Origin of the sequence: Curtobacterium sp. BNK-1 (assembly GCF_048685235.1) — a bacterium.
Lineage (GTDB): Bacteria > Pseudomonadota > Gammaproteobacteria > Enterobacterales > Enterobacteriaceae > Pantoea > Pantoea agglomerans.
On record NZ_JBLQTJ010000001.1, the window covers coordinates 2,225,732 to 2,248,754 of the forward strand.

24 protein-coding genes are annotated in these 23,023 nt (G+C 57.5%); 7 read left to right on the forward strand and 17 right to left on the reverse strand.

All coding sequences use genetic code 11. The features are described 5' to 3' along the window. Positions 1–12 precede the first annotated feature (12 nt). From phnC to fos, 12 genes are all read right to left on the reverse strand, one after another. Complete coding sequence (gene phnC / locus ACMGGP_RS10670; protein WP_033772086.1) at positions 13–843, reverse strand: phosphonate ABC transporter ATP-binding protein; 831 nt, start codon at positions 841–843, stop codon at positions 13–15. A 78-nt stretch (positions 844–921) separates the two neighbouring features. Continuing rightward, the gene (gene phnP / locus ACMGGP_RS10675) at positions 922–1,761 is read right to left on the reverse strand and encodes a phosphonate metabolism protein PhnP (protein WP_498798417.1); all 840 of its coding nucleotides are present in this window, start codon (positions 1,759–1,761) and stop codon (positions 922–924) included. Beyond that, positions 1,758–2,294 (reverse strand): ribose 1,5-bisphosphokinase, encoded by a 537-nt coding sequence (gene phnN / locus ACMGGP_RS10680; protein ID WP_187491502.1) that lies wholly within the window; start codon positions 2,292–2,294, stop codon positions 1,758–1,760. The genes phnP and phnN overlap by 4 nt, the downstream gene beginning before the upstream one ends. Beyond that, complete coding sequence (gene phnM, locus ACMGGP_RS10685; RefSeq protein ID WP_010247783.1) at positions 2,294–3,430, reverse strand: alpha-D-ribose 1-methylphosphonate 5-triphosphate diphosphatase; 1,137 nt, start codon at positions 3,428–3,430, stop codon at positions 2,294–2,296. The genes phnN and phnM overlap by 1 nt, the downstream gene beginning before the upstream one ends. Then, complete coding sequence (gene phnL, locus ACMGGP_RS10690; RefSeq protein ID WP_033772090.1) at positions 3,427–4,140, reverse strand: phosphonate C-P lyase system protein PhnL; 714 nt, start codon at positions 4,138–4,140, stop codon at positions 3,427–3,429. The genes phnM and phnL overlap by 4 nt, the downstream gene beginning before the upstream one ends. Next, on the reverse strand, positions 4,141–4,902 hold the full coding sequence (gene phnK, locus ACMGGP_RS10695; RefSeq protein WP_013358336.1) for a phosphonate C-P lyase system protein PhnK: 762 nt from the start codon (positions 4,900–4,902) through the stop codon (positions 4,141–4,143). Continuing rightward, positions 4,892–5,740, reverse strand: coding sequence for an alpha-D-ribose 1-methylphosphonate 5-phosphate C-P-lyase PhnJ (locus ACMGGP_RS10700; protein ID WP_033788395.1), 849 nt, complete (start codon positions 5,738–5,740; stop codon positions 4,892–4,894). The genes phnK and ACMGGP_RS10700 overlap by 11 nt, the downstream gene beginning before the upstream one ends. Further along, positions 5,733–6,809 (reverse strand): carbon-phosphorus lyase complex subunit, encoded by a 1,077-nt coding sequence (locus tag ACMGGP_RS10705; RefSeq protein ID WP_498798418.1) that lies wholly within the window; start codon positions 6,807–6,809, stop codon positions 5,733–5,735. The genes ACMGGP_RS10700 and ACMGGP_RS10705 overlap by 8 nt, the downstream gene beginning before the upstream one ends. After that, positions 6,809–7,384 carry a phosphonate C-P lyase system protein PhnH gene (gene phnH / locus ACMGGP_RS10710; protein ID WP_022624940.1) on the reverse strand — a complete coding sequence of 192 codons (576 nt, stop codon included), beginning with the start codon at positions 7,382–7,384 and terminating at the stop codon, positions 6,809–6,811. The genes ACMGGP_RS10705 and phnH overlap by 1 nt, the downstream gene beginning before the upstream one ends. Continuing rightward, a complete protein-coding gene (phnG, locus tag ACMGGP_RS10715; RefSeq protein ID WP_498798419.1) occupies positions 7,384–7,830 on the reverse strand; it encodes a phosphonate C-P lyase system protein PhnG in 447 nt (148 codons plus the stop codon). Before phnG ends, phnH begins: the two co-directional genes overlap by 1 nt. Further along, entirely contained in the window at positions 7,830–8,543 is a 714-nt protein-coding gene (gene phnF, locus ACMGGP_RS10720; RefSeq protein ID WP_010247805.1) for a phosphonate metabolism transcriptional regulator PhnF, read from the reverse strand. The genes phnG and phnF overlap by 1 nt, the downstream gene beginning before the upstream one ends. A gap of 239 nt (positions 8,544–8,782) precedes the next feature. Further along, positions 8,783–9,175 carry a fosfomycin resistance glutathione transferase gene (gene fos / locus ACMGGP_RS10725; RefSeq protein WP_498798420.1) on the reverse strand — a complete coding sequence of 131 codons (393 nt, stop codon included), beginning with the start codon at positions 9,173–9,175 and terminating at the stop codon, positions 8,783–8,785. Between the two features lie 255 nt (positions 9,176–9,430). On the opposite strand from fos, the gene ACMGGP_RS10730 reads away from it, so the two are divergent. From ACMGGP_RS10730 to ACMGGP_RS10740, 3 genes are all read left to right on the forward strand, one after another. Beyond that, the gene (locus ACMGGP_RS10730) at positions 9,431–10,060 is read left to right on the forward strand and encodes a Vat family streptogramin A O-acetyltransferase (RefSeq protein ID WP_033778909.1); all 630 of its coding nucleotides are present in this window, start codon (positions 9,431–9,433) and stop codon (positions 10,058–10,060) included. A gap of 140 nt (positions 10,061–10,200) precedes the next feature. Next, on the forward strand, positions 10,201–10,500 hold the full coding sequence (locus ACMGGP_RS10735; RefSeq protein ID WP_498798421.1) for a P-loop nucleotide/nucleoside kinase family protein: 300 nt from the start codon (positions 10,201–10,203) through the stop codon (positions 10,498–10,500). A 776-nt stretch (positions 10,501–11,276) separates the two neighbouring features. Beyond that, complete coding sequence (locus ACMGGP_RS10740; protein ID WP_498798422.1) at positions 11,277–12,917, forward strand: methyl-accepting chemotaxis protein; 1,641 nt, start codon at positions 11,277–11,279, stop codon at positions 12,915–12,917. A 184-nt stretch (positions 12,918–13,101) separates the two neighbouring features. Here the strand turns inward: ACMGGP_RS10740 and ACMGGP_RS10745 are convergent, their stop codons facing one another. Then, positions 13,102–14,193, reverse strand: coding sequence for a mechanosensitive ion channel family protein (locus ACMGGP_RS10745; protein WP_033758264.1), 1,092 nt, complete (start codon positions 14,191–14,193; stop codon positions 13,102–13,104). 416 nt (positions 14,194–14,609) lie between these two features. On the opposite strand from ACMGGP_RS10745, the gene ACMGGP_RS10750 reads away from it, so the two are divergent. Both ACMGGP_RS10750 and ACMGGP_RS10755 read left to right on the forward strand, forming a co-directional pair. Continuing rightward, positions 14,610–15,566 carry a CHASE4 domain-containing protein gene (locus ACMGGP_RS10750; RefSeq protein WP_498798423.1) on the forward strand — a complete coding sequence of 319 codons (957 nt, stop codon included), beginning with the start codon at positions 14,610–14,612 and terminating at the stop codon, positions 15,564–15,566. Between the two features lie 9 nt (positions 15,567–15,575). Continuing rightward, a complete protein-coding gene (locus ACMGGP_RS10755; RefSeq protein WP_498798717.1) occupies positions 15,576–16,796 on the forward strand; it encodes a putative bifunctional diguanylate cyclase/phosphodiesterase in 1,221 nt (406 codons plus the stop codon). 107 nt (positions 16,797–16,903) lie between these two features. Here the strand turns inward: ACMGGP_RS10755 and biuH are convergent, their stop codons facing one another. From biuH to ACMGGP_RS10770, 3 genes are read right to left on the reverse strand one after another with little or no spacing between them, the layout of a single operon-like run. Next, positions 16,904–17,590 (reverse strand): biuret amidohydrolase, encoded by a 687-nt coding sequence (gene biuH / locus ACMGGP_RS10760; RefSeq protein ID WP_033772104.1) that lies wholly within the window; start codon positions 17,588–17,590, stop codon positions 16,904–16,906. Then, a complete protein-coding gene (locus ACMGGP_RS10765) occupies positions 17,577–18,887 on the reverse strand; it encodes a purine-cytosine permease family protein (RefSeq protein ID WP_163640116.1) in 1,311 nt (436 codons plus the stop codon). The genes biuH and ACMGGP_RS10765 overlap by 14 nt, the downstream gene beginning before the upstream one ends. Further along, the gene (locus tag ACMGGP_RS10770) at positions 18,884–20,320 is read right to left on the reverse strand and encodes an amidase (protein WP_301248769.1); all 1,437 of its coding nucleotides are present in this window, start codon (positions 20,318–20,320) and stop codon (positions 18,884–18,886) included. Before ACMGGP_RS10770 ends, ACMGGP_RS10765 begins: the two co-directional genes overlap by 4 nt. Positions 20,321–20,600: 280 nt before the next feature. On the opposite strand from ACMGGP_RS10770, the gene ACMGGP_RS10775 reads away from it, so the two are divergent. Next, on the forward strand, positions 20,601–21,365 hold the full coding sequence (locus tag ACMGGP_RS10775) for a hypothetical protein (RefSeq protein WP_232526429.1): 765 nt from the start codon (positions 20,601–20,603) through the stop codon (positions 21,363–21,365). After that, positions 21,358–22,005 carry an RES family NAD+ phosphorylase gene (locus ACMGGP_RS10780; protein ID WP_080694289.1) on the forward strand — a complete coding sequence of 216 codons (648 nt, stop codon included), beginning with the start codon at positions 21,358–21,360 and terminating at the stop codon, positions 22,003–22,005. The genes ACMGGP_RS10775 and ACMGGP_RS10780 overlap by 8 nt, the downstream gene beginning before the upstream one ends. Before the next feature lie 141 nt (positions 22,006–22,146). Here the strand turns inward: ACMGGP_RS10780 and ACMGGP_RS10785 are convergent, their stop codons facing one another. After that, positions 22,147–22,989 carry an oxidoreductase gene (locus tag ACMGGP_RS10785; RefSeq protein WP_060680509.1) on the reverse strand — a complete coding sequence of 281 codons (843 nt, stop codon included), beginning with the start codon at positions 22,987–22,989 and terminating at the stop codon, positions 22,147–22,149. Positions 22,990–23,023 lie beyond the last annotated feature (34 nt).

The window sequence follows — 23,023 nt, forward strand, 5'->3', positions numbered from 1 at the left end:
TTGCTGTGGAAGTTAATGGATTTGGTTAAGTTCATCGCCGTACAGCTGGTGCAGCAGGCTGTCGGTCAGTCCTGAAGGATGGCCGTCAAACAGCACCACGCCGCGCTGAATGCCAATCACCCTGGTGCAGTAGCTTTTCACCAGCTCAATCGAGTGCAGGTTGACCATCACGCTGATGCCCTGCTCGCTGACCTGACGCAGCACATCCATGATGCGCTTGGTATTTTTGGGATCGAGTGACGCCACCGGCTCATCGGCCAGCAGGATTTTGGGGTTCTGCATCAGGGCACGGCAGATCGCCACACGCTGCATCTGCCCGCCAGAGAGGTTTTCCGCCCGCTGCAGCGCCTGCGGCAGCATGTTCATCCACTGCAGCAGTTCGATGGCGTGCGCCCGGTCATTGTCGGAGAAGATTTTAAAGAAGGATTTCAGCGTGCCGGTCTGGCTCAGACGGCCCAGCAGCACGTTGGTCAGCACGTCGAGGCGTGGCACCAGACAGAAATCCTGAAAGATCATGCCGCACTGGCTGCGCCATTCGCGCAGCTGGCGGCTGTTGAGCGTAACCACGTTACGATCCGCTTCGCCATGATGCAGACTGACAATCGCGCCGGAAGTCGCTTCAATCGTGCCGTTGAGCATGTGCAGCAGGGTTGATTTACCCGCGCCAGAGCGGCCAATCACCGCCACCAGCTCACCGGCGTGCAGGTCGAAACTGACCTGATCCAGCACCTGAGTGTCGCCGTAGGCTTTGCTCAGTTTCTGCACCGACAACACTTTTTGTCCGCTAAGGCTGGCCGGTGGCAGGTCGTTGTCGACCACCGTTTTCAGAAGTGCCTGTGCCATGGTTTCTCCGTCATCGCTGATTGCGTTCTGCGGGTTATTAAGGCGTGACGCGATGAACACGAGATGACAGTCAGATGATCAAACCGTGACAGGCCAGTGCGCGCCGCACAGCAATGTCTGGCCGTCACGGGCAGCCAGCACGCCGTCCGGCAACGGGTTCTCAGCTAACCAGTTATCCATCTCATGACTGAGATGGGTGAGCCAGGTCTGACGCGGCTGGAGCATCTCTGCTATCGCCAGCGCCTGGGTCACATCATTATGGTTACGCGGTTCTGCTTGCGGCGGATCGTTGCAGTCAATCACCAGCTGGTCCAGCGGCTGACCGCGCAGGAAGTCGGCGGTGTCGGGTGGCAATCCGCAGGTATCACACAGCCAGGCGAGCCGGGTGCCGTGCCAGTCGAACAGATAGCCATGCGTCAGCTTCGAGTGCTGCAACGGCAGCGGCGTAACCTGCAGTTCACCAAAGGCGTGTGCTACAAACGGCGTTAAGGCGGGACGGAAATCGAGCAGGCCTGGATGTTTATAGAGATCGTCACAGCCTCGCGGATCGGGTGGACCCCAGACCGGAATCGGCGCGCCCACTCCCCAGCGCAGTGCAAAAAGCCCCTGCACATGATCCATGTGGTAGTGAGTCAGCAGAATGCGCGTCAGCGTGCCGGGCGGGAAGCACAACGCCAGCAGCGGCAGACCGGCATCCAGCAGGATGCGCTCGCGACCAAACTCAATCAGCGCGCTGCAGGGCGCACGCGCATAGCCGCTGTTGAGCTGCGCACGCTGACAGGCGCGACAGTCGCAGCCCGGCAGCGGTGCGGCAGTGACCCCGCCAGTACCCAGAAAAGTGAGTTTCATTGATGCGCCTTCGGTAGCGGATGTCGATGCCGGACTGTCACCCCCGGTGCCAGGATAAGAGAGTTTCATTGATGCGCCTCCAGTATCTGACGCAGCAGGCACACGGTATCCGCCAGCGCGCCGTCGTTGTTGAGAATAAGGCAGCCATCGGGCTGCGGCTGTGCGGCGCGCGCCAGCCGCCGGGCGATCTCCACCTCATCTTCCCGTCCGCGCTGGCGCAGCCGCGCTGCCAGCACGGCGGGTGTGACCTGCAGACAGACCGGCAGCAGCTGCGAGCCGAAACGGGCCTGCGCCTGCGCCAGATGCAGCCGCGAACCGTTCACCACCACATTCTGCCCGCGCAGCAGCCACTGTTCCGTCTCACAGCCAATGCCATAGCTGAAACCGTGCGCCTGCCAGCTCACCGCGAACAGACCGAGTGCTGCGCGACGGGCAAACTCCGCCTCGGTCAGTGCCACATGGTTTTCGCCGCCCGCATCGGCGGCGCGGGTAATGTAGCGATGGGCGATCAGCAGCCGTGGCGGAGGTGCCGCCCGCAGCGCATCCAGCAGGCTGTCTTTACCCGAACCCGAGGGACCGGTGAGCCAGATCAGCCGCGCCATCAGTACACCTGCCGGCCTTTGCTCCAGACGTGCCGCACGTGCGGGTAGCCGTGTGCGGTGTGCGCCAGCACCAGATCGGCGCGGCAGCCTTCGGCGATTACCCCGCGATCTTCGAGCCCTAAGGCGCGCGCCGGGTTACAGGTGACCAGCGCGATCGCCTGCGCCATGCCGAGGCTGTTGCGCTCATCATCTGCCAGCCGGAACGCTGCATCCAGCAGGCTCGCCGGATAGTAATCGGAGGAGAGAATATTCAGCAGGCCGTGTGACGCCAGCTCCCAGGCAGCGACGTTGCCGGAGTGCGAGCCGCCGCGCACGATGTTAGGCGCGCCCATCAGCACCTGCATATTGCGATAACGCGAGGCGCGTGCCGCCTCCAGCGTGGTAGGAAACTCCGCGATGCGGCTGCCCGCGGCATGGGACTCTTCAACGTGCGCCGCGGTGGCATCATCGTGGCTGGCAATGGCGATGCCATGTTCCCGGCAGAGTCCGGCAATCGCCTGACGATTAGGCTGTGACCATTCTGCTGCCAGGGTGAGCTGGTCATGCTCGAACTGATCCATCTCCGCGTCGTTGAGCTGATATTTGCCCTGATAATATTCGCGATACTTCGTCAGGGACGCGTACTGACGCTGGCCCGGTGAATGGTCCATCAGCGACACCAGCGCCAGCTCCGGCGTGCCCATCAGCGCTTCAAACAGCGGCGCAGTGGTGGGATGCGGCAGTTCACAGCGCAGATGCAACAGATGCTCGGCCCGGTTCAGTCCTTTGCGGTTGCTGTCGCGGATGGCGTCGATCATCTTGCTGAGGTTATCCAGCCGGTGCCCGCCGTCGCGCACATCCCCGACGCCAATCGCATCCAGCACCGTGGTAATGCCGCTGGAGACCATCAGCGCATCGTGGCTGCTCATCGCCGAGTGTGCCGGCCAGTCCACTTTCGGACGCGGCGTGAAAAACTTATCGAGGTTATCGGTGTGCAGCTCCACCAGACCCGGCATCAGCCAGGCGCCCTCGCCATCCAGCGCGCCCGGCTGCTGGCTGGTGGTTTCGCTGAAGCTGCTGATGCGCTCGTCGCGAAACTCCAGCGATCCGGTTACCACTTCGTTTTCCAGCACCAGTCTGACGTTATTGATGATCATGCCTGCGCTCCTGTCTCGATTGGGTGCATCAGGTGCAGCCGGTCCGCTACCCGCTCGCGCACCGCCCGATCGTGAAAAATACCGACGATGGCGGCACCACGGGCGCGCGCCTGTTCAATTAGGCTCACCACCGCCTCGCTGTTGACACTGTCGAGCGAGGCGGTGGGTTCATCCAGCAGCAGCACCGGATAGTCGGCGATAAAGCCGCGAGCGATATTGACGCGTTGCTGCTCTCCGCCAGAGAAAGTGGACGGGGCCAGCGACCAGAGACGCTGCGGCACGTTGAGCCGGGTCAGCAGTTCGGCGGCACGTGCTTCACATAAGGCGCGCTCGACGCCGCGCTCCAGCAGCGGCTGCATCACAATCTCCAGCGTCGGCACGCGCGGGATCACCCGCAGAAACTGGCTGACCCAGCCCAGCGTGTCGCGGCGCAGGGCGATAATCTGGCGCGCCGATGCCTGCGCCATGTCGATCCACTCGCCCTGATGCGCGACCCGAATGTGGCCGCTGTCGGGCTGATAGTTGCCGTAAAGCGCGCGCAGCAGTGTGGATTTACCGCTGCCGGAATGACCGTGCAGCACGACGCATTCGCCCTCGCCTGCCGTCAGGCTGGCGTTGTGCAGCACCGGCAGCGCCGCGCCGTTCTGGTTATGCAGCACAAAGGTTTTACACAAATTCTCTACCCGCAGGCGCGGAGTGATAGTTGTCATTTAATTGAGCACCGAAGAGACCAGCAGTTGAGTGTAAGGATGATGAGGATCGTCCAGCACGCGGTCAGTCAGACCGCTCTCCACCACCCGCCCCTGCTTCATCACCAGCAGGCGATGCGCCAGCAGTCGCGCCACGCCGAGATCGTGGGTGACAATCACCACCGCCAGATTCAGTTCGCGCACCAGCGTCCGCAGCAGATCCAGCAGTCGCGCCTGCACCGACACATCCAGCCCGCCGGTCGGCTCATCCATAAACATCAACTGCGGCTGCGTCACCAGGTTCCGGGCGATCTGCAGACGCTGCTGCATGCCGCCGGAAAAGGTGGTGGGCAAATCGTCGATGCGACCGGCGTCAATCTCCACCGCCTGCAGCCAGCGGCTCGCCTCGGCGCGGATGTCGCCATAGTGGCGCTGTCCGGTCGCCATCAGCCGTTCGCCGATGTTGCCGCCCGCGCTGACCTGCGAACGCAGCCCGTCCATGGGATGCTGATGCACCACGCCCCATTCGGTGCGCAGCAGGCGACGGCGATCGCTTTCACTCATCTGATAGAGGTCGCGATTCTGATAGAGGATGCTGCCCTGCTGCGGCGTCAGACGCGCCGACAGGCTCTGCAGCAGCGTGGTTTTACCGGAGCCGGACTCGCCGACAATGCCCAGCACTTCACCGGGCCAGAGATCAAAACTGACCTGCTCAAACCCTTTGCCCGGCGCATAAAGATGGGTGAGCTGGTTCACCGCAAGCAGCGGCTGTTCACTGTGCATGTTGCTGTTCCTGCTGCTGATGGCAAAAGTCGGTGTCGGAGCAGACAAACATCCGCGTTCCCTGATCGTCCATCACCACCTCATCGAGATAGCTGTGGCGCGAGCCGCACAGCGCGCAGGGTTCATCCCACTGCTGCACGGTGAACGGATGATCGTCGAAGTCCAGGCTTTCCACACGGGTGTAAGGCGGCAAGGCATAGATGCGCTTTTCACGCCCGGCACCAAACAGCTGCAGCGCGGGCATCATGTGCATCTTCGGGTTGTCGAATTTGGGAATGGGCGAAGGATCCATCACGTAGCGATCGTTGACCCGGACCGGATAGGCGTAAGTCGTCGCGATGTGGCCGTAGCGGGCAATATCTTCATACAGCTTCACCTGCATGATGCCGTACTCCTCCAGCGCATGCATGGTGCGGGTTTCGGTTTCGCGCGGCTCGATAAAGCGCAGCGGCTCCGGGATCGGCACCTGGAAAATCAGGATCTGATCCTCTTCCAGCGGCGTTTCCGGGATGCGGTGCCGGGTCTGGATCAGGGTGGCATCGGCGGTGCGCTCGGTGGTGGCAGCATTGCTGACCCGCTTAAAGAACTGGCGGATCGACACCGCATTGGTAGTGTCATCTGCGCCCTGATCGATCACCTTCAGCACATCCTGATCGCCAATCATGCTGGCGGTGATCTGGATGCCGCCGGTGCCCCAGCCGTAGGGCATCGGCATCTCACGTCCGGCGAACGGCACCTGATAGCCGGGGATCGCCACCGCTTTCAGGATGGCGCGGCGGATGGTGCGTTTGGTCTGCTCATCGAGATAGCCGTTGTTATAGCCGGTGAGTTCAGCCATGGTTGCGCTCCTGATAATCGTGCTGCAGCTGTTTCAGCAGTTCCAGTTCCGCCTGGAAATCGACGTAGTGCGGCAGCTTGAGATGCGAGACAAAGCCTGCGGCTTCCACGTTGTCGGCGTGCGACAGCACAAACTCTTCGTCCTGCGCCGGGCTGGTAACACGCTCATGCTGTTCGCTGCTTTGCAGCGCCCGGTCCACCAGCGCCATCGCCATCGCTTTACGTTCGGCGCGGCCAAACACCAGCCCATAGCCCCGGGTAAAGTGCGGCGCCGTGTCGTCGCTGTGGGCAACGCCGTTGACCATTTCACACTCCGTCAGCAGCAGCTCACCAATCTCGAGATCAAAACCCAGCTCTTCGGGACAGATACTGACGCTGAGAGTGCCGGTGCGGATCTCGCCGGCAAACGGATGGGTGCGCCCATAGCCGCGCTGTGTCGAATAGCCGAGCGCCAGCAGAAAGCCTTCGTCGCCACGCACCAGCTGTTGCAGGCGCGCGGCGCGTGAGGCGGGAAAGCTCATCGGCTCGCGGGTGATATCGACAGGCTCGCTGCCGTCATCCATCTCAGCGGCGGCCAGCCCTTCATCGCTCATCATGCTGAACATGTGCGGGCACTGGTCAGGCACCGAACGATCGTCACGCGGCGCGGCAGGCGTTTCGCCATTGGCCAGCAGGGTGAAGTCGAGCAGACGGTGGCTGTAGTCGTAAGTTGGTCCCAGCACCTGGCCGCCAGGCAGATCTTTATAGACCGCCGAGATGCGGCGTTCGATGCGCATCGCACCGGTCGCCAGTGGCGTGCTCTCCGCCAGGCGTGGCAGCGTGGTGCGATAGGCGCGCAACAGAAAGATCGCCTCGACCAGATCGCCGCTGGCCTGCTTAATCGCCAGCGCCGCCAGCTCAGGATCGTAAATTCCTCCCTCGGTCATCACCCGATCCACCGCCAGTCCCAGCTGCTGCGCCACCTGATCGCAGCCGAGTTCGGCTACCGCTCTATCGCCGCGCCGCAGATCGGCCTGCAACTGGTGGGCATTTGAAATGGCTTTTTCGCCCCCTTTCACCGCGACATACATCAGCACACCTCCACAACGGTGGTGCGCGGCACGGCCATGATCGCTTCGCCACAGGTGAAGATCAGGTCCACGCCCTGTGGAAACGGATGCGGACGAGTGCGCAGATATTCCAGCACGCTTTCGGGCAGCTGTGGCGCGATGGCGCGGGTTTCCCGCAGGCCAGGGCCGGAGAGGCGCAGCGTCAGGCCGCCATTCAGCGACGGCACTTCGATAATCAGCGTGGTGCTTTTTTCTGGTGAAATGTTGTCACCGGCCGCGAACTGCGTCGGGTCGGGCTGCGCCGCCGCATGGCTCAGGGCAAAAGGCGCATCCTGCTGCGTGGTGATCGGCGCACCGGTATGGAAGCGCAGATTGTTGCGCAGCTGTTCGTTGTCGATTTCCGCATCCAGCCAGACCGGGCTTTCCTGATCGACCAGCGTCAGCAGCAGCGCCGTGGCCGCCGGTGACAGTGCGCCCCAGCCCTGTTGCAGCGGCAGCGAGACCATCACGCCCGGTTCGCTCATCGCTTTCAGAATACGGCGAAACGCGCGCTGCGCATCCGCCACCGGATGGTTAAAACTTGCCAGTAAAGTCATCAGTTATCTCCGCGAACCAGCGTAAAGAAATCCACTTTGCTGCTGGCGATTTCACGGGCGCGCAGCTGTCGCTGCTCATCGCGCCACGCCGCCAGCGGGGTAATAATCTTCTCTTCCAGCAGTTGCCGGGTTTCCGGCTGCTGTAAAAGCGCATCCAGCAGGGCACAGCGTTCGGCATGGGCTTTGTCACGCCCTAACAGGTAGCTGTAACCCAGAATGCCGTCGCTGAGCTGCACCACCGCACGCGTCACCGTGGCATCGCCCATCACAAAGCGTTTGCCGGTGGCACCCATCCGCGCCTGCAACCGCGTCAGCCCGATCTCGGCCGGACGGATCAGGGTATAGGCGGGCTGGAGGTTAAGCGCCTGCCAGTGCGTCTCAAGCAACGCGGCGCTGCTGTGCGCCAGCACCGACAGCCAGCGCTGGCGATCCGTTTGCTGTTCCATTAGTGCTCCAGAGTCAGTTCAATCATGTCGCCGCGCGTCAGGCTGACGGAGTATTCCGCCACCGCGCCATCACTGGTTTTGTTCAGGGTCCGCACGCAGAGCAGCGGCGAATGCAGCGCGATGTCGAGCTGCCGACACTCTTTGGCCTGCGCCCGGCGCGTGCTGATGCGGGTCTGGGTGCGTACCAGTTGCTTGCCGGTGTGCTCCACTAAGAAGTCGTGTAGCGACCCGCTGTTAAATTGCTGAAGCTGTGGCCACCAGCTGAGGTCGGCGAGGAAATGGTTGATCAGGCAGAGCGGCACGCCGTTGGCGCGTCGCAGGGTGCGCAGATGAATGACGTTGTCGCCCTCTTTCACGCCCAGCGCATTGGCAACGTCGTTGCTGGCCGGACGCAGCACCGCCAGCAGCCGTTCGCTGGTGGGATGACTGCCCTGCTCAAGCAGGTTCTGGCTGAATCGCGCCTGGGCATGCAGCGGATAGTCATAAGGGCGCATCAAAACCAGGATGCCGACGCCGTGACGGCGCTGCAGCAGCCCTTTGTGCACCAGCTCATCCACCGCCCGACGCAGCGTGTGGCGATTCACCTCATAGTGATCGGCCAGCTGTTGCTCGGAAGGAAGATAGTCGCCGCAGCGGTAGCGCTCTTTGAGCGCCTGCTCCAGTTGTGCGGCAACAGCCTGATAGACAGTGGTCGGATGTCTGGATAACTCCATCACGATGAAATCCTCACGGGTTACAGAGTGGGAACGCAGTGAAAAGACGCTGCGGGATGGTGTTAGCTTGAGGGGATCAGATGACAGAACCGTGACGCGGGGGTGAAGGAGAGGTGAATGTGGTGGCTGGAAAATGAGGAGTGCTTGTCAGGGTGCGTGACTGGCAGGAAACCGCCGGGCATGGGGTAATAGCCCCCGCTTAAGCGATCATTTTCTCTGCCGGGCCGGGAGTCAATCAATCAGAAGAACGTCATTCCCTGATAAGGCTGAGCAAGGCAGGCTCTGATACGGCTCTCAAGATCGCCATCGTGGATTTCAAGCTTGTGGCCATCGGGGTCCAGAAAGTAGAAGGAGTTCCCCTCGCTTTTATTGCGCTTCCATTCTGTCACACCCGCCGCTCTCAATCGCTCAACGAACGCATCAAATTCGTCACCAGCAATAGTGAATGCATAGTGTGTGTAATCATTTCCAGCAGAGACAGTATCCACAGAGAGACAGAGTTCACCCAGCGAAAGATAAGCGCCGTGATCCCATGCCGCTTTGGGGGTGAATCCAAGGGTCTCCGTATAAAAATTCAGGCTACTGGCCAGGTTGCTAACTGCGAGTGTGAGGTGATTGAGTCCGGTCAGCATGTAAAACTCTTTATCAGAATGCAGAAGAATTTAATTTACAGGAATCAGATTTCTTTGCACACAAACAGAATTAACAACCGTTTATATATCTGCTGAATCTCTGCCGGGCCCATCCCGGAAAGAGGAAACAGGAGCCGGCAATACAGCCGGGGCCGGCGCGCGATGAGCAGATAATGAAGCCCGGGCTTGCACGAAAGGAACGACAGGCTTGATGGTGTACACTGGAACGAACTAATGTTGCGCTTAGGAGAGAGTATGTACGGACCGGATCCCGCTAATCCCCATCCAATGGAAGGCTTCCCACAGGTTTGTTTTATCAAAAATACGGTGAAAAACCCCAACATCATAATCGGGGATTTTACTTATTATGATGATCCTGAAGACTCAGAAAACTTCGAGCGCAATGTCCTTTATCACTTCCCCTTTATTGGTGACAAACTGATCATGGGTAAATTCTGCGCGATAGCCAGGGGCGTTCAGTTCATCATGAACGGGGCAAACCATAACATGGCAGGTTTCTCCACTTTTCCGTTTTACATTTTCGGAAATGGATGGGAAACAGCCCAGCCTCAGGCCGGCGATCTGCCCTATAAAGGCGATACGGTGATTGGTAATGATGTATGGGTGGGTTATCAGGCGCTGATTATGCCAGGCGTTAAAATCGGCAACGGCGCAATAATCTCGTCACGTTCTGTTGTGACGTCGGATGTCCCGGCCTATTCGATTGTGGGTGGCAACCCGGCCAGAGTGATCAGGCAGCGTTTTACCGATGAAACCATATCCCGACTAGAGAAGCTGGCCTGGTGGGACTGGCCGGTAGAAAAGATTACTCAAAACCTACCGGCAATTATCTCCGCAGACCTTGAAGCACTGCCAGATGAATAGCCGGGCAGAAGTGGAATAAACGCTGTCCGCTGCTGACATAGGGCGGCGATCATCCGACACGGGTTCGCATAATTTCGCGCAGATTGATGTATCAATGTGTCTGCTTTAGCACTGGAGCGCAGGTTAAAACAGGAGTTGTTATGCTCTACATCTTTAGTGGCCTTCCGGGTTGCGGAAAAAGCACTATCGCTAAAATGTTATCTGAAAAATTAAAAGCGGTGTATTTACGCGTCGACACAGTTGAACAGGCTCTGCGTAATAGTTCAGCAACTTTCAGGGATATTGGCCCTGAAGGCTACTTCATCCTTTATGAGCTTGCGCGGGACAATCTCAGACTGGGATTACCTGTTATCACTGACTCGGTGAATGACCTTAACCTGGTACGTGATAGTTTTCGTGATATCGCACTATCATCAGGTGTTCCCTTTCTGGAAATTTAAATCCTCTGTTCAGATCCCGAACAGCATCGTGCTCGTGTAGAGAACAGAATCTCAGATATTCCTGGTTTAAAAGTGCCTGACTGGCAAGCCGTTGTGGATCGTGTTTATGAACCGTGGAGCAGAGAGCATCTGAAGCTGGATACGGCGGAATTTTCGCCTGCTGAGTGCGTTGATATCATCCTCCAGACAAGCATTTAGCCCTGACCACGTTTAGCCCGCACCCTTAACGGCAATAAATGTTTTAACCTGAGGCTGCATGTTGCCCTACCCTCAGGGATTAAAACCGGTAAAACAGAAGTAGCCACGCTATTCCCTCAGCTTATGCGGCAATATCAGCAGGTTCTGAGAGGATTAATGAGGTAACCAGGGTCAGGTATTCAATGAGCGAAAAACGGACGTAATTCCTGAACAGTTGATCATGTCCCAAAGGCTTTTTCAAAAACTGAAAAAGAGTAGAAGTCGCAGATAATTGAATCAAAAAGCATCCCGGCTGGCAAAATTCTGATGCCCTTTTGATGGTATCCCATCATTCCCTCTCAAATTAACATTGTAATTTTCCACTATTTTTTAAGTTAATCTGAATATTCAAAACCTTAAAAAATAAATAAACCATCTGATTCAACATCATAATTTTAAATTGTCATTTTATTTTTACTGAAGCCTGCCTTCTTAAATTTATGCGCGATTTTTGCACTGCCGTTGGTTAATAACCGTGAGTAATCTCTGGCTGCTCCAGGCCGATAATCGTAAGACATCTTACCTGGAGCTTTACTGCCATGCTGAAAAATACACGTCTCACCACGATCCTGACGTTATCCGGACTGTTTCTGTTTTTTGTCTTTCTTGCTTCTTCATTGCTGAGTGTGATCTATCTGAATCGCAGTGCGGAATCTCTCAAAAATCTCAACCATGAAGTTTCTGCAACCCTTGGCGTCGCTGACACGACGAACTGGATACGTGCCGCTCGCACCACACTGCTGGCCGCTGTTCCTTATGCTGACGGCAGCAATCCAGAGGCGTTTAATGCCGCGCTGGCCCAGGCCAGATTTTACTATGATGGCGGCTTGCGCTTTATGCAGGCCTATCAGGCTGCACCAAAAATGGCCGGTGAAGCGGAACTGTCACGGGAGCTGGCCGCACGCTACAACGATTACACTCAGCAAGGCGTTGGTGCCCTTTTCACCGCGCTGCAGAAAAGGGATGTACCCGCTTTTCTGATGCTTGCTGGTACAAAAGTCGTGGCACTTGATGAGGCTTACCGCGTTCCGCTGGACAAGGTTATTGCCATACATAAACAGTCAGCCGTAAACATCACCCAACAGGCCGATACCGATACGCACATTGCTTATGTTGCTGCGGGTGTGTCGGTCATACTCTTTATCCTGGCTTCAGTCATTGTGGCGGTGGTACTGAAAAATGTGCTGATCAAGCCCCTGCGTCGTGCTGGCGAAGTAACGGCAGCCATTGGTGCCGGCGATCTGACATCGGAGTTCCACAATCTCCGCAACGATGAAATGGGCAAGCTACTGCAGGGGCTTGAAAATATGCAGCTTGGCCTGAAAACGATGGTCAGTGAAATCGTCAATGGCGTAAGCGAAGTGGCTCGCGTTACCACGCAGATAAGCGACGGCAACCACAGTCTTTCCAGCCGCACGGAGCAACAGGCGGCAGCGCTCGAAGAGACCGCGGCGAGCATGGAGGAGCTCTCGTCTACTGTCTCACTCAACGCCGGTAATGCCTCAGTCGCCAGCGACGCGGCCTCTGCGGCTTCCGGAACCGCTTCGGAATGCGGCGCGGCAATGCGGGAAGTGGTGCGCACGATGGCAGACATCAAAACCAGCGCAATGGCCATCAGTGAAATTACCTCCGTAATAAACAGCATTGCCTTTCAGACAAACATTCTGGCACTGAACGCAGCGGTAGAAGCAGCACGTGCAGGCGACCAGGGTCGCGGTTTTGCTGTGGTTGCTAACGAAGTTCGCACGCTTGCACAACGCAGCACACAGTCTGCGCGGGAAATTGAAAAGTTAATTGCTGAATCCAATCTGAACGTCGGTCTGGGTGAGCAGAAAGTGGCTCAGGTTTCGCTGACAACAGAAAAAATTATCAGCGATGTGACCGGCGTGACCTCGCTGCTGGGAGAGATTGCGGCGGCGTCTTCTGAACAGAGTAAGGGAATAAATCAGATCGGCACGGCTGTAACCGAAATGGACAGTGTGACTCAACAGAACGCCACGCTGGTTCAGGCTTCTGCTGCTGCTACGGGTGTACTGGAGGAACAGGTTAAATCGTTAAGTGCGATTACCAGCCGGTTCAGGTTGCAGACTGGTGCGGTCGTGACAGACTTACGCTCCCCGGCCATACCGTCTGTTCAGGTAAAAGAAAAAGTTTCAAGCGATCCGTGGGTGAGCTTTTAACTGAGTCAGGCTGATGTCTGCAGCTTCTTCTGCAGACATCGGGCCTACCAGAAGATGGCCAAAACAATTATGTCCGCTTCAGACACCATGCGGACAAAGACACCATCGCCTGCCCTGAAAGAAAAACGGAGCGACAGCCATCAGGATGCACACACCCTCTCAAACTGCCGCTCCCAGCTTGCCCCTATTCTGCCGTCCCTATTCCCACCTTCTCACGCCCGGTATCCGTCAGTGATGCTCTCACCTGCGGCAGGCTTTCCGGGTAATTCTGCTGAATAAACTCAATCATTTTTTCACGCACGTAACAGCGTAAATCAAAGGCGATCGGCGAGTTCTGCGCGGTCATCAGCATCCTGATGGTCATGGTTTTCTCGGTGGTGTCGGTCACCTGTAGCACAGACGTTTCCTGATCCCAAAGCTTGGTTTCGCTCAGCACCTTTTCAAAATGCTTGCGCAGCGGCTCCAGCGGCATGGAGTAATCCACGTAAAGGAACACCGAGCCTAAGATCTGGGCGTTATTGCGCGTCCAGTTCTGAAACGGGTTTTCGGTAAAGTAGGTGATCGGCAACACCAGCCGACGCAAATCCCAGATGCGCACCACCACATAGGTCAGGTTGATCTCCTCAATCCAGCCCCACTCTTTTTCTACCACTACCGCATCATCAATTTTAATAGGCTGGGTAAAGGCGATCTGAATACCGGCGAACAGATTGACCAGCGACTTTTGCAGCGCAAAACCAATAATGATACCGGCAACACCCGCACCGGCCAGAATGGTGGTGCCGAATTTCCGGACGCCAGGGAAGCTGAGCAGAATCAGCGAAACACAGAACAGAACCAGGATGACAATAACCACTTTTTTGACATAGATAATCTGCGTGCGAATTTTACGCGCACGAAGGTTATTGGAAATATTAATGTCATAGCGGATATAAAGCATATCCTGCGCCACATTGGTCAGCCGGATTAAGACCGAGCAAAATGACATAATAATAAAGACATTGATGATATTGGTAATTAAAGAGAGAGATTCCGGTTGGAAATCGATGTAATTAACGCCGACATTAATCATTAATAACGGAATAAAAAAGAACATCGAGCCGCTAAGATGCTTCTCAAGGGATTTAAACAGTTTTCTGTCACGAATCTGCCAGTAGCGGATGAACCGGAGCAGGATAAGGCGGGCCAGAAATCCCAGCACAAAAGAGAGCGAGACGAGTAATACAACAGGCACCCATGACGGGAAACCAGATAACTCACCGAATAACAATGGCATTATTTTCCCTTATAGTAAGCTGACAACCTCAGGCTGTCAGATAAGTGACAAACTCAGTAACCGTTGTCTTCACGGCTATCCGTTCGTAACACAATCAGCGCACATAAGTATGAACCATAGCGGCGAAGTTAACAGGAAATGCACGGTGATGCGTCCAGAGAGGCTGTCGCGCGCCAGCCTTATGGCTACTGATACAGAGGCCGAATGTTGGCCCTCATGTCACCGTCCAGCCAGCTAACCCCATTAAAATATCTGATACAACACGGCCACTTTTTCACTCCCCATTATTTAGGCTGCCCTGGCCATCCGGCAACAAAGACGTTGCCAGAATCACTAAGCGTAACGCTTTGCGTGGACGTTTTTGTGCCATCTGCTAATTTTTAAGCTGTTCCCCTGCTGCTGAGAAAAACAACAATATGATTAACACCCTTAAACTTTCCTCTGATTTTCGTCGCAGTTTCCTGCGTGAAGTCCTGGTGCCGCTGGTCGCTATCTTATTGCTGACGTTTGTAGGTGCAGGCGCTGCGCTCTTTGTTGGTACCTCACTCACCAATACGGAGGCCCGCCATCAGCAGCAACGGATGATTGAAGCCTCTTTTTCACAGAGTCTGAATGAGCATCTGCGCCAGCTGCATAGCCTGTCGCGCTGGGGACCCTTTGAGCAGCATCTGGCGGAGGGCAACAGCAGCAGGTGGCTGGATGAGAACATTGGGCTGTGGCTGTATGAGATGTTCGGCCATCAGCTGATTCTGGTGCTGGACCAGCAAAATCAGATTGTCAGAGTCTGGCGCGAAGGCCAGCCGGTCTCCGCCCCTGAAAATGACCCGCTGATTGGTGAGGTGCTGCAAAGCTCGCTGGTCAACGATCCGGCCCGCCACGATAACGCCGATTATGCCCGTGTGACAAACCGGGCCGCCGCGCTGGCAGTAGGTAACATCCAGCGGGAGAGCAATGCCCTGCCGCGTTTCCGGCTGGTGAGCCTGAAATTTCTTGATGACGGCTATCTGGCGGGCCTGGCGGAACGCAATCAGCTGCAGGGGCTGCACTTCTCCGACGGCACGCCACAGCCGGGAACCGGTGCGCGCTATCTGCTGATCGCGCAGGCGGGTGAGGCGGTTGGCTATCTGAACTGGATCCCCTCCCGTCCCGGTGCCCAGATGCTGCGCACCATCGGGCCATCTACCGGGCTGGCGGTACTGGCGGTATCCCTGCTCTGCCTTTATATGGTGCGGCGACTCTGGAACTCGTCGGTGAACCTCTCGCAATCCATGCTCAGGCTTGGCGCGTCAGAGGCTCAGGCACAGCATCTGGCGTTTCATGATGTGCTGACCGGCCTGCCGAACCGCGCACTGGTCGAAGACCGCTTAACCTAGGCGCTGGCCCTGGCGACGCGCCACGATCAGCGGGTGGCGCTGCTGCTCATCGACCTCGACCGCTTTAAAACCATCAACGATACCCACGGTCATCACGCCGGAGATGAACTGATCATCGCGGTCGCACAGCGCCTGAGCCGTATCGTGCGGGCCAGCGATACGGTAGGACGCATCGGCGGTGATGAATTTATCGTGGTGATGCCAGATGTCGATAATATCGGCCAGGTGCATAGCCTGGCGCAGCGCATTATCGATGAACTGAGTGAGCCTTTTACGCTGTTTGGCAGCGATGTCTGGAGTGGCGCCAGTATCGGACTGGCGCTGGCACCCAAAGATGGGGTTGATCGGCTGGAACTGATGCGCAAAGCGGATATTGCGCTGTATGAGGCCAAAAGCGGCGGGCGCGGCACGTATCGTCAGTTTGAACGGGCGATGGATGAGTCAGTGCGGACCCGACAGACCATCGCTGCCGACCTGCGTACGGCGCTGCATACCCATCAGGGGCTGGAGGTGTGGTATCAGCCGCTGATGGATATTGGCGGTCAGCAGATGGTGGGCATCGAAGCGCTGCTGCGCTGGCACCATCCAGCCCGCGGCCTGATTGCGCCCGGTGAATTTATCGCGATTGCCGAAGAGACCGGCCTGATTATTCCGCTGGGCGAATGGGTGCTGGCTGAAGCCTGCGTCACTCAGCAACGTTTTCCCGAGCTGCTGGTGGCGGTCAACGTCTCGCCGGTGCAGTTCCGCTCTACCGGCTTTGTTGAGCGGGTGATGGCGATTGTCAGCCAGAACGGCGGCGATCCGAAGCGCCTGGAACTGGAGATCACCGAAGGGGTGTTAATCGAAGATGAACGTGAAGCACGCGCCATTATTGTGGAGCTGCGTGACGCGGGCTTCCGGATTGCGCTGGATGACTTTGGCACCGGTTACTCCAGCCTGAACTATCTCAGCAACTTTCCGGTGGATAAAATCAAAATCGATCGCTCATTCACCCAGTCGCTGGGCGTGGCGGAAAATTCAGTGGCGATTGTTGAATCGGTAGTGAAACTGGGTCATGCCATGGGTCTGATGGTGACAGCAGAAGGCGTCGAGACGCCAGGACAGATGTCTGCGCTGGCAGATGCAGGCTGTAATCAGTTGCAGGGCTATCTGTTCAGTCAGGCAGTGCCCGCCGATCAGCTCGCGGCGCTGATGAAAACGATTGCGCCAGACAATGCGCAGCATGAGTGATACTGATGTGGAAAGCCTGAGCGCAGCTCTGTGCTCAGGCTTTCCGGCTGCGTGATGCATCTGAGATCAGAAGATCAACATCACCCTTCACCCGTTGTTGCGGGAAATTAAACCCCCAGGCTATCCAGCAGCGCGGCAGAATGGGCGACCGCGCCAAAGATGCCGCCCTGCATATGGATCATGCTCAGCGCCGCCTCATGATGATGCTGCTCGGTCGCAGCACAGCAATCAGACAGCACCAGGCACTCAAAGCCGCGATCGTTGGCTTCGCGCAGCGTGGTGTGGACGCAGACGTCGGTGGTAATGCCGGTGAGGATCAGATTACGGATGCCGCGACTGCGCAATATCAGCTCCAGATCGGTGGCATAAAACGATCCCTTACCCGGCTTATCAATCACCACCTCACCCGGCAGCGGTGCCAGCTCCGGGATAATCTCCCAGCCCGGTTCACCGCGCACCAGAATACGGCCGCACGGTCCCTCATCCCCGATCCCGGCGTTCATCCGTCGCGAGCGCCAGCGTTTGTTGGCGGGCAAATCACTGAGATCGGGCCGGTGCCCTTCGCGGGTATGAATAACCGGAAACTGCCGGGCACGCATCGCCGCCAGCACCTGCTGCAACGGTGCGATGGGCGCGCGGGTCAGACTCACGTCATAGCCCATGCTGTCGACATAGCCGCCCACGCCGCAGAAGTCGGTCTGCATATCAATCACGATCAGCGCGGTGTCAGCCGGTGTAAAAGTGCCGTCAAACGGCCAGGCGTAGGGGGTTGAATTAACGCTATAGTCGGACATTGCTGTTCTCCATTACCGGGCGCGGCATGCGCATTTTGCTGATCACGCTGTAGCTGATGGCGGCGGTCACCAGACCAATAACCGCTTCACCAAATTGAGGGAAAGCGACGTGGGCGATCACCGCACACAGGCTGCCAATCGCCCAGGCGGCAAACGCAGTACCACGAAAACGCTGCGCCGGACGCTGTTCGCTGATGCGCGCCATAAAAATTAAATCCACGATCATCACCGCACCAAACGGCGGCACCACAATGCCGAGCAGGCTGAGCCACTCCAGGAAGTAAGACCAGACGCCCGCCAGCGCCAGCACGCCGCCAATGGCACCCAGGATCAGCGTCCAGAGCCGCATTTTACTGCTGAACAGATGACTGAAGCCCACCGCCCCGTTATAGAGGCAGTGTGTGCAGACCGATCCGAGATTGATAAAGACAAACAGGCAGGCCACTACCGACAAAAAGGCGCTGTGCCCCATCAGCATCGGCAGGAAGTTACCGCCATTGGTCAGCGGATCAACCGCGGCGCCCACGGCCACAATCACTACACCAAACAGATAGGAGATAACATTGGCGACCGGGAAGGCAGAGAACGCGGCGATCACCGCCGAACGGCCATTCTTCGACCAGCGGGTAAAGTCAGCGGTCATGGTGCCGGAGTCAGCAAAACCGGCCACCACCATGGTGACGGCGGTGCCCATACTCATTGCACCGGCTACGCTGGCGCTGCCCTTCCACTGCGTCACCACGGAGAAGTCGTGCTGTTTGCTAATCAGCCACAGCGCCACCATTCCCAGCACCACAAACAGCGGCGCGGCGATCATCCCCAGCACCGACAGCGCCCGCACGCCCAGGAACGTGATGCCGGTATAGAGGATCATGGCAAAGGCCGTCACCGCCAGCGCATTCCAGCCAAAGGTCTGATTAATGACCGTGCCAGTGAGGCCGGTCTGGAAGGCATACCAGCCGATCACCACCGTCGAGAGAAAACCCGAGACCAGGATGTAGCCTTTGCTGCCAAAAGTGCGTCTGGCCTGCAGGGCGAAATTCATTCCGCTGTTACCGGCGTACCAGCTCAGCGCGCCGACATAGGCGAACAGCACCAGGTTTCCCAGCAGAATGGCGATCAGCGCAGGCCAGAACCCCAGATGCCAGGTGATGATGCCGCCAAACAGCGCATTGGTGAGGATCATCGGAAATCCAAACCAGACGGCCGAGACGGAGCGGGTAGAATGACGGTGCGACAGCGGTACCGGCTCATGTTCAAACTCCTGCTCCAGCGCAGGCGTAGTAGACGTTTTCATTGGGCGATTCCGGGTTGAAGGTGATTCCACGGCTGAATGCGCTCGAAAGCGGCACTGGCAGCCAGCACTAAGGCATCATCAAGATGACGTCCGACAATCTGCAGACCGACGGGCAAGCCGCTGGCAGTAAAACCGGCGGGAACGGACGCGGCGGGCTGACCGGTGAAGTTGAACGGATAGCAGAACGAGAGCCAGTGATCGCTGCGGACCATGCGGCCATCAATGATCTCCGGTCCCTGCATCCCCAGCGGAAACGGCGGCACCGCCAGCGTCGGGGTAATCAGCAGGTCAAAGCGCTGCATAAAGCGCCACAGGCAGTTGCTGACCGCTTTTCGGGTGGTGATGGCATCGGTGAAGTTTTCCGCCCGCCAGTCGCGCTGCAGCATGGCGACCAGATGCGGCGACATCTCGCTGCCCTGCTCCGCCAGCATCCGGCGCATACCGGTGAGATCGCTCTCCATCGCCACCAGCGCGCCAAAGGCCGCCGACGGATCAGGGAAGCCCGGATCGGCCAGTTCCAGTTCAGCACCGATTTCAGCGGCAAAACGCTGCACCGCCGCGCTGACCACTGCCCGCACTTCCGGGTCAACGGCCACATAGCCAAAATCCGCGCTGAAGGCGATGCGCAGTTTGCCTGGCAGATGGTGTGGCGCACCCAGCCAGTCGACATCGCTGCAGGGAATCGAGTGGCGATCGCGCATATCTGGTCCGGCCATCAGTGACATCATCAGCGCGGCATCGCGCACGCTGCGCGTCATCGGACCGATGTGCTCCAGTGACTCCCAGCTCGACACGCCGGGGTAGCGCTCATCACGACAGCCGGGCCAGAGCGGCACCCGGCCCATCGACGCCTTGAAGCCGAAAATACCGCAGTGCGCCGCCGGAATGCGTACCGACCCGCCGCCGTCGCTGCCCAGAGCAATCGGGCAAAGCCGCGCCGCCACCGCCGCACCCGAACCGGCGCTGGACCCTCCTGGCGTCATGCTCAAATCCCAGGGATTCCGTGGCGACGGAAACAGCGGATTGTGCCCGACCCCGCTGTAACCAAACTCCGGTGCGGTGGTTTTGCCAAGCAGAATGGCGTCGGCGGCCAGCAACCGTTCCACCGTGATGTCGTCATCTTCCGGCACGAAATCTTTGTACGCCGCCGAACCGGAGGTGGTTCTGACGTTTGCGGTGCAGATTAAATCTTTCACCGCCAGCGGTACGCCCGCCAGCGCGCCCAGTGTTTCACCGCGTGCCCGTCGGGCATCCACGGCTCTGGCCTGTGCCATCGCCAGTTCAGGCGTCGGGGTACAAAAAGCCTGTATCGCCGGTTCCCGCTGTTCCATCCGTGCCAGCGCCGCCCCGGTCAGCTCATAAGCCGACACGTCCCCGCTGCGAATCAGAGCGGCCATCGTGGTGGCATCTTCGTCTAATAAGGAGTCAAACATGGGTTACCTCGCCAAAAGTGTACCTGTCAGCTAGTGCATGAAGCGTGCCAGTTAGCGGTGAATCATCCGGTCTGAAACGGGGATGCCAGATGGAATACGGGCTGGGATACAAGATCGAATTCTTATGATGCCAGGTGCAGGCGGCTGTTTATTTTTCCAGCACGATGATGGCGCAGGGCTGCGCGATAAGGGGGCGTGTGGTTCCTGAGCTCGTTTCATGCCAAAGCTCAGTCAATCGCTGGATGGTTTTTGATCAGTAAATGTAGAGAATTCTCGCTACATGCGATATATTGGCGATATTCGATATTTGTATTTTGCCAGCAGGAGTAAAATCATGATCAGGTCTGATAAAACCACTGGCTTCGACGTTATTCCAGTGCCGGCAGGCAGCATTTCCTCTTCCCGGTCTCAGGGTGGGCAAGCAGAGATCACAGTCTCAGTCCCGCACTGCCATGATGAGCCAGCGCAATACTATGTGGTAAAACGGCCAGTCTCTGTGGATGAAGCCGCCTTTAAAATCGCACTGGATGCCGCATTCCGGGCCGTATCGGGCGTAAGTCAGCTCGCCAGTCACGGTAAGTCGCCTTTCAGCGCTGTCGACATGGCGACAGCAGAACAGACCAGACAGCCTGTCACGATTAATAACACCGCAAAGCTGGAACAACTCAGGAAGCATATTCTGGACGACAGCGAGTGGTTGCCTGCGCAGGAAGTTTCACGCCGTGCCGGGAGCAGCGCCACTGTGAAAAATCCAAGCGGATTACCTAACCGGTGGAAGCGAACCGGAAAGATTTTTGCCCTTTCCTTTGAAGGCAGGGATCTCTATCCGGCCTATGGGCTGGACGTTGGCGGGCAGCCATTGCCGCTGATGAAAAAAATCATCGCGCTGTTTGGAGAATCAAAAACGCCATGGACCCTGGCCGTCTGGTTTGGCACGCCAAATAGCTGGCTTGGTAATGAAAAGCCTAAAAATCTCATGACGTTCGAACCGGAAAAAGTACTGGAGGCGGCACAGCGGGCAAAGGAAGGTCCGGTTCATGGCTAAAAAGATCAAAACACCCTGCAAAGATGATGATTTATCGGCCTCTCTGGTCACCTGGCCGAAAGGTAAAACTATTGACCGCATTCACTGGTCGCAGTATGGCGCCGCGGAGTTCAATCCAGGAAAAGGCGTGGGACGTTTCAGCCCAATCACTGACCATGCGGGTCGCATCATCCCGACGCTTTATGGCGGTAAAACGCTGTCGGTTGCTCTAATGGAGACGGTATTACACGATCTCCCTACGCCTTGTGAAAATGCGCCCGTTGACCTCACAGTTCTGAATAAGCTGTCCCACAGTCAGCTCACCCCTAAAGTAGAGATTAAGCTGGTGGACCTCAATCCACGCTTTATGAAAAGACATGGCATTACGCAAGGTGAGCTGCTGGGTTCAACTGCTGATCACTACCCTGAAACCCAGCAATGGGCAGAGCAAATACATCATTCTAATCCGGATGCACAGGGGATTCAGTGGTCTTCCAGGCAGCATGGCGATAAGGCGTTAATGCTTTTTGGCGATCGTATCTGTGCTGAAGATTTGGACATTACGCTTAACGCTCAACCTGCTTCGGAGTCAGCAGATGTCGAACATGAACTCAGCGCACTGGCGAATGAGATGGCGCTGATTCTGCTCACTGGATTTTAGCGTAATGCCCTGAAATGCTATGTCCGGAATTTTAATACCCTCTCAACCAGGCAAAACACGCGTAGTTGGCATTAAAGGATCGGCCGTGCTCAATCGGTTTTTCAGTTCGCCTGCAGAAATAGCATTCATGCCCTGTCACCTCTACTCCGGAAAATCTGTCTCCACTGACGTCTGTTTCCACGCTTCGATCTCAGCCAGCCGCTCTTTAAGCTTACTGGTCACGGCATCATGGCCCCAGGCGCCCATCACCAGATGGCGTGGCGGGTTGTCATGCTCAGTGATGGCGATCATTGCCGTGGCGGCTCGCGCCGGATCGCCCTTCTGAGTGCCGCTGTATTCGGCGGTGGCTTTCATCCGTGCGGCTGCAGTCTCTGCATAGTCTGGCAGCGTGCTCGGCGTCTGATGCAGGGAGCGTCCGGCCCAATCGGTGCGGAACGGACCTGGCTCAACACAGGTGACGCGAATGCCCAGCGGTCCCGCTTCCAGCGCCAGCGAATCTGACCAGCCTTCCACCGCATGTTTACTGGCAGAGTAGTAGCCTGAGCTGGCAAAACCAATTAAGCCTGCCACCGAGGTAATGTTGATGACGTGGCCGCTGCGCGCCTTTCTCATCGCGGGCAGCACGGCGCGGGTCAGGGCAAACAGGCCAAAGACGTTGGCGTCAAACTGCGCGCGGATTTCGCTTTCCACACCCTCTTCCACCGAGCTCTGATAGCCGTAACCGGCGTTGTTTACCAGCACATCAATGGTGCCGAACCTGTCGAGTGCCGTTTTGACGGCCTGGTCGATGCTCGCCTGGTGGGTCACATCCAGCGCTACTGCCAGCGCGTTGTCGTGTCCCTCAACCAGATCGGCAATGGAAGAGGTATCACGTGCCGTCACGACGACCTTAAAACCACGCGCGATGGTCTGCTGCGCCAGTTCACGACCAAATCCGGTCGAACATCCCGATATTAACCAGACAGGGCTGGAGTGAGCAGTCATGGTAAGACTCCCGTTGATGATGATGAAGTGACTG

What these genes read in the sequence shown, in the direction of transcription:
- ACMGGP_RS10740 (WP_498798422.1), top strand. Translation starts at nt 11,277, where the DNA reads ATGCTGAAAAATACACGTCTCACCACGATCCTGACGTTATCCGGACTG.
- phnF (WP_010247805.1), bottom strand. Translation starts at nt 8,543, where the DNA reads ATGGAGTTATCCAGACATCCGACCACTGTCTATCAGGCTGTTGCCGCA.
- ACMGGP_RS10765 (WP_163640116.1), bottom strand. Translation starts at nt 18,887, where the DNA reads ATGAAAACGTCTACTACGCCTGCGCTGGAGCAGGAGTTTGAACATGAG.
- phnH (WP_022624940.1), bottom strand. Translation starts at nt 7,384, where the DNA reads ATGACTTTACTGGCAAGTTTTAACCATCCGGTGGCGGATGCGCAGCGC.
- phnM (WP_010247783.1), bottom strand. Translation starts at nt 3,430, where the DNA reads ATGATCATCAATAACGTCAGACTGGTGCTGGAAAACGAAGTGGTAACC.
- phnN (WP_187491502.1), bottom strand. Translation starts at nt 2,294, where the DNA reads ATGGCGCGGCTGATCTGGCTCACCGGTCCCTCGGGTTCGGGTAAAGAC.
- ACMGGP_RS10700 (WP_033788395.1), bottom strand. Translation starts at nt 5,740, where the DNA reads ATGGCTGAACTCACCGGCTATAACAACGGCTATCTCGATGAGCAGACC.
- ACMGGP_RS10775 (WP_232526429.1), top strand. Translation starts at nt 20,601, where the DNA reads ATGCGATATATTGGCGATATTCGATATTTGTATTTTGCCAGCAGGAGT.
- phnL (WP_033772090.1), bottom strand. Translation starts at nt 4,140, where the DNA reads ATGACAACTATCACTCCGCGCCTGCGGGTAGAGAATTTGTGTAAAACC.
- ACMGGP_RS10735 (WP_498798421.1), top strand. Translation starts at nt 10,201, where the DNA reads ATGCTCTACATCTTTAGTGGCCTTCCGGGTTGCGGAAAAAGCACTATC.
- ACMGGP_RS10705 (WP_498798418.1), bottom strand. Translation starts at nt 6,809, where the DNA reads ATGTATGTCGCGGTGAAAGGGGGCGAAAAAGCCATTTCAAATGCCCAC.
- ACMGGP_RS10785 (WP_060680509.1), bottom strand. Translation starts at nt 22,989, where the DNA reads ATGACTGCTCACTCCAGCCCTGTCTGGTTAATATCGGGATGTTCGACC.
- phnC (WP_033772086.1), bottom strand. Translation starts at nt 843, where the DNA reads ATGGCACAGGCACTTCTGAAAACGGTGGTCGACAACGACCTGCCACCG.
- ACMGGP_RS10780 (WP_080694289.1), top strand. Translation starts at nt 21,358, where the DNA reads ATGGCTAAAAAGATCAAAACACCCTGCAAAGATGATGATTTATCGGCC.
- biuH (WP_033772104.1), bottom strand. Translation starts at nt 17,590, where the DNA reads ATGTCCGACTATAGCGTTAATTCAACCCCCTACGCCTGGCCGTTTGAC.
- phnK (WP_013358336.1), bottom strand. Translation starts at nt 4,902, where the DNA reads ATGCACAGTGAACAGCCGCTGCTTGCGGTGAACCAGCTCACCCATCTT.
- ACMGGP_RS10730 (WP_033778909.1), top strand. Translation starts at nt 9,431, where the DNA reads ATGTACGGACCGGATCCCGCTAATCCCCATCCAATGGAAGGCTTCCCA.
- phnP (WP_498798417.1), bottom strand. Translation starts at nt 1,761, where the DNA reads ATGAAACTCTCTTATCCTGGCACCGGGGGTGACAGTCCGGCATCGACA.
- fos (WP_498798420.1), bottom strand. Translation starts at nt 9,175, where the DNA reads ATGCTGACCGGACTCAATCACCTCACACTCGCAGTTAGCAACCTGGCC.
- ACMGGP_RS10770 (WP_301248769.1), bottom strand. Translation starts at nt 20,320, where the DNA reads ATGTTTGACTCCTTATTAGACGAAGATGCCACCACGATGGCCGCTCTG.
- ACMGGP_RS10745 (WP_033758264.1), bottom strand. Translation starts at nt 14,193, where the DNA reads ATGCCATTGTTATTCGGTGAGTTATCTGGTTTCCCGTCATGGGTGCCT.
- phnG (WP_498798419.1), bottom strand. Translation starts at nt 7,830, where the DNA reads ATGGAACAGCAAACGGATCGCCAGCGCTGGCTGTCGGTGCTGGCGCAC.
- ACMGGP_RS10750 (WP_498798423.1), top strand. Translation starts at nt 14,610, where the DNA reads ATGATTAACACCCTTAAACTTTCCTCTGATTTTCGTCGCAGTTTCCTG.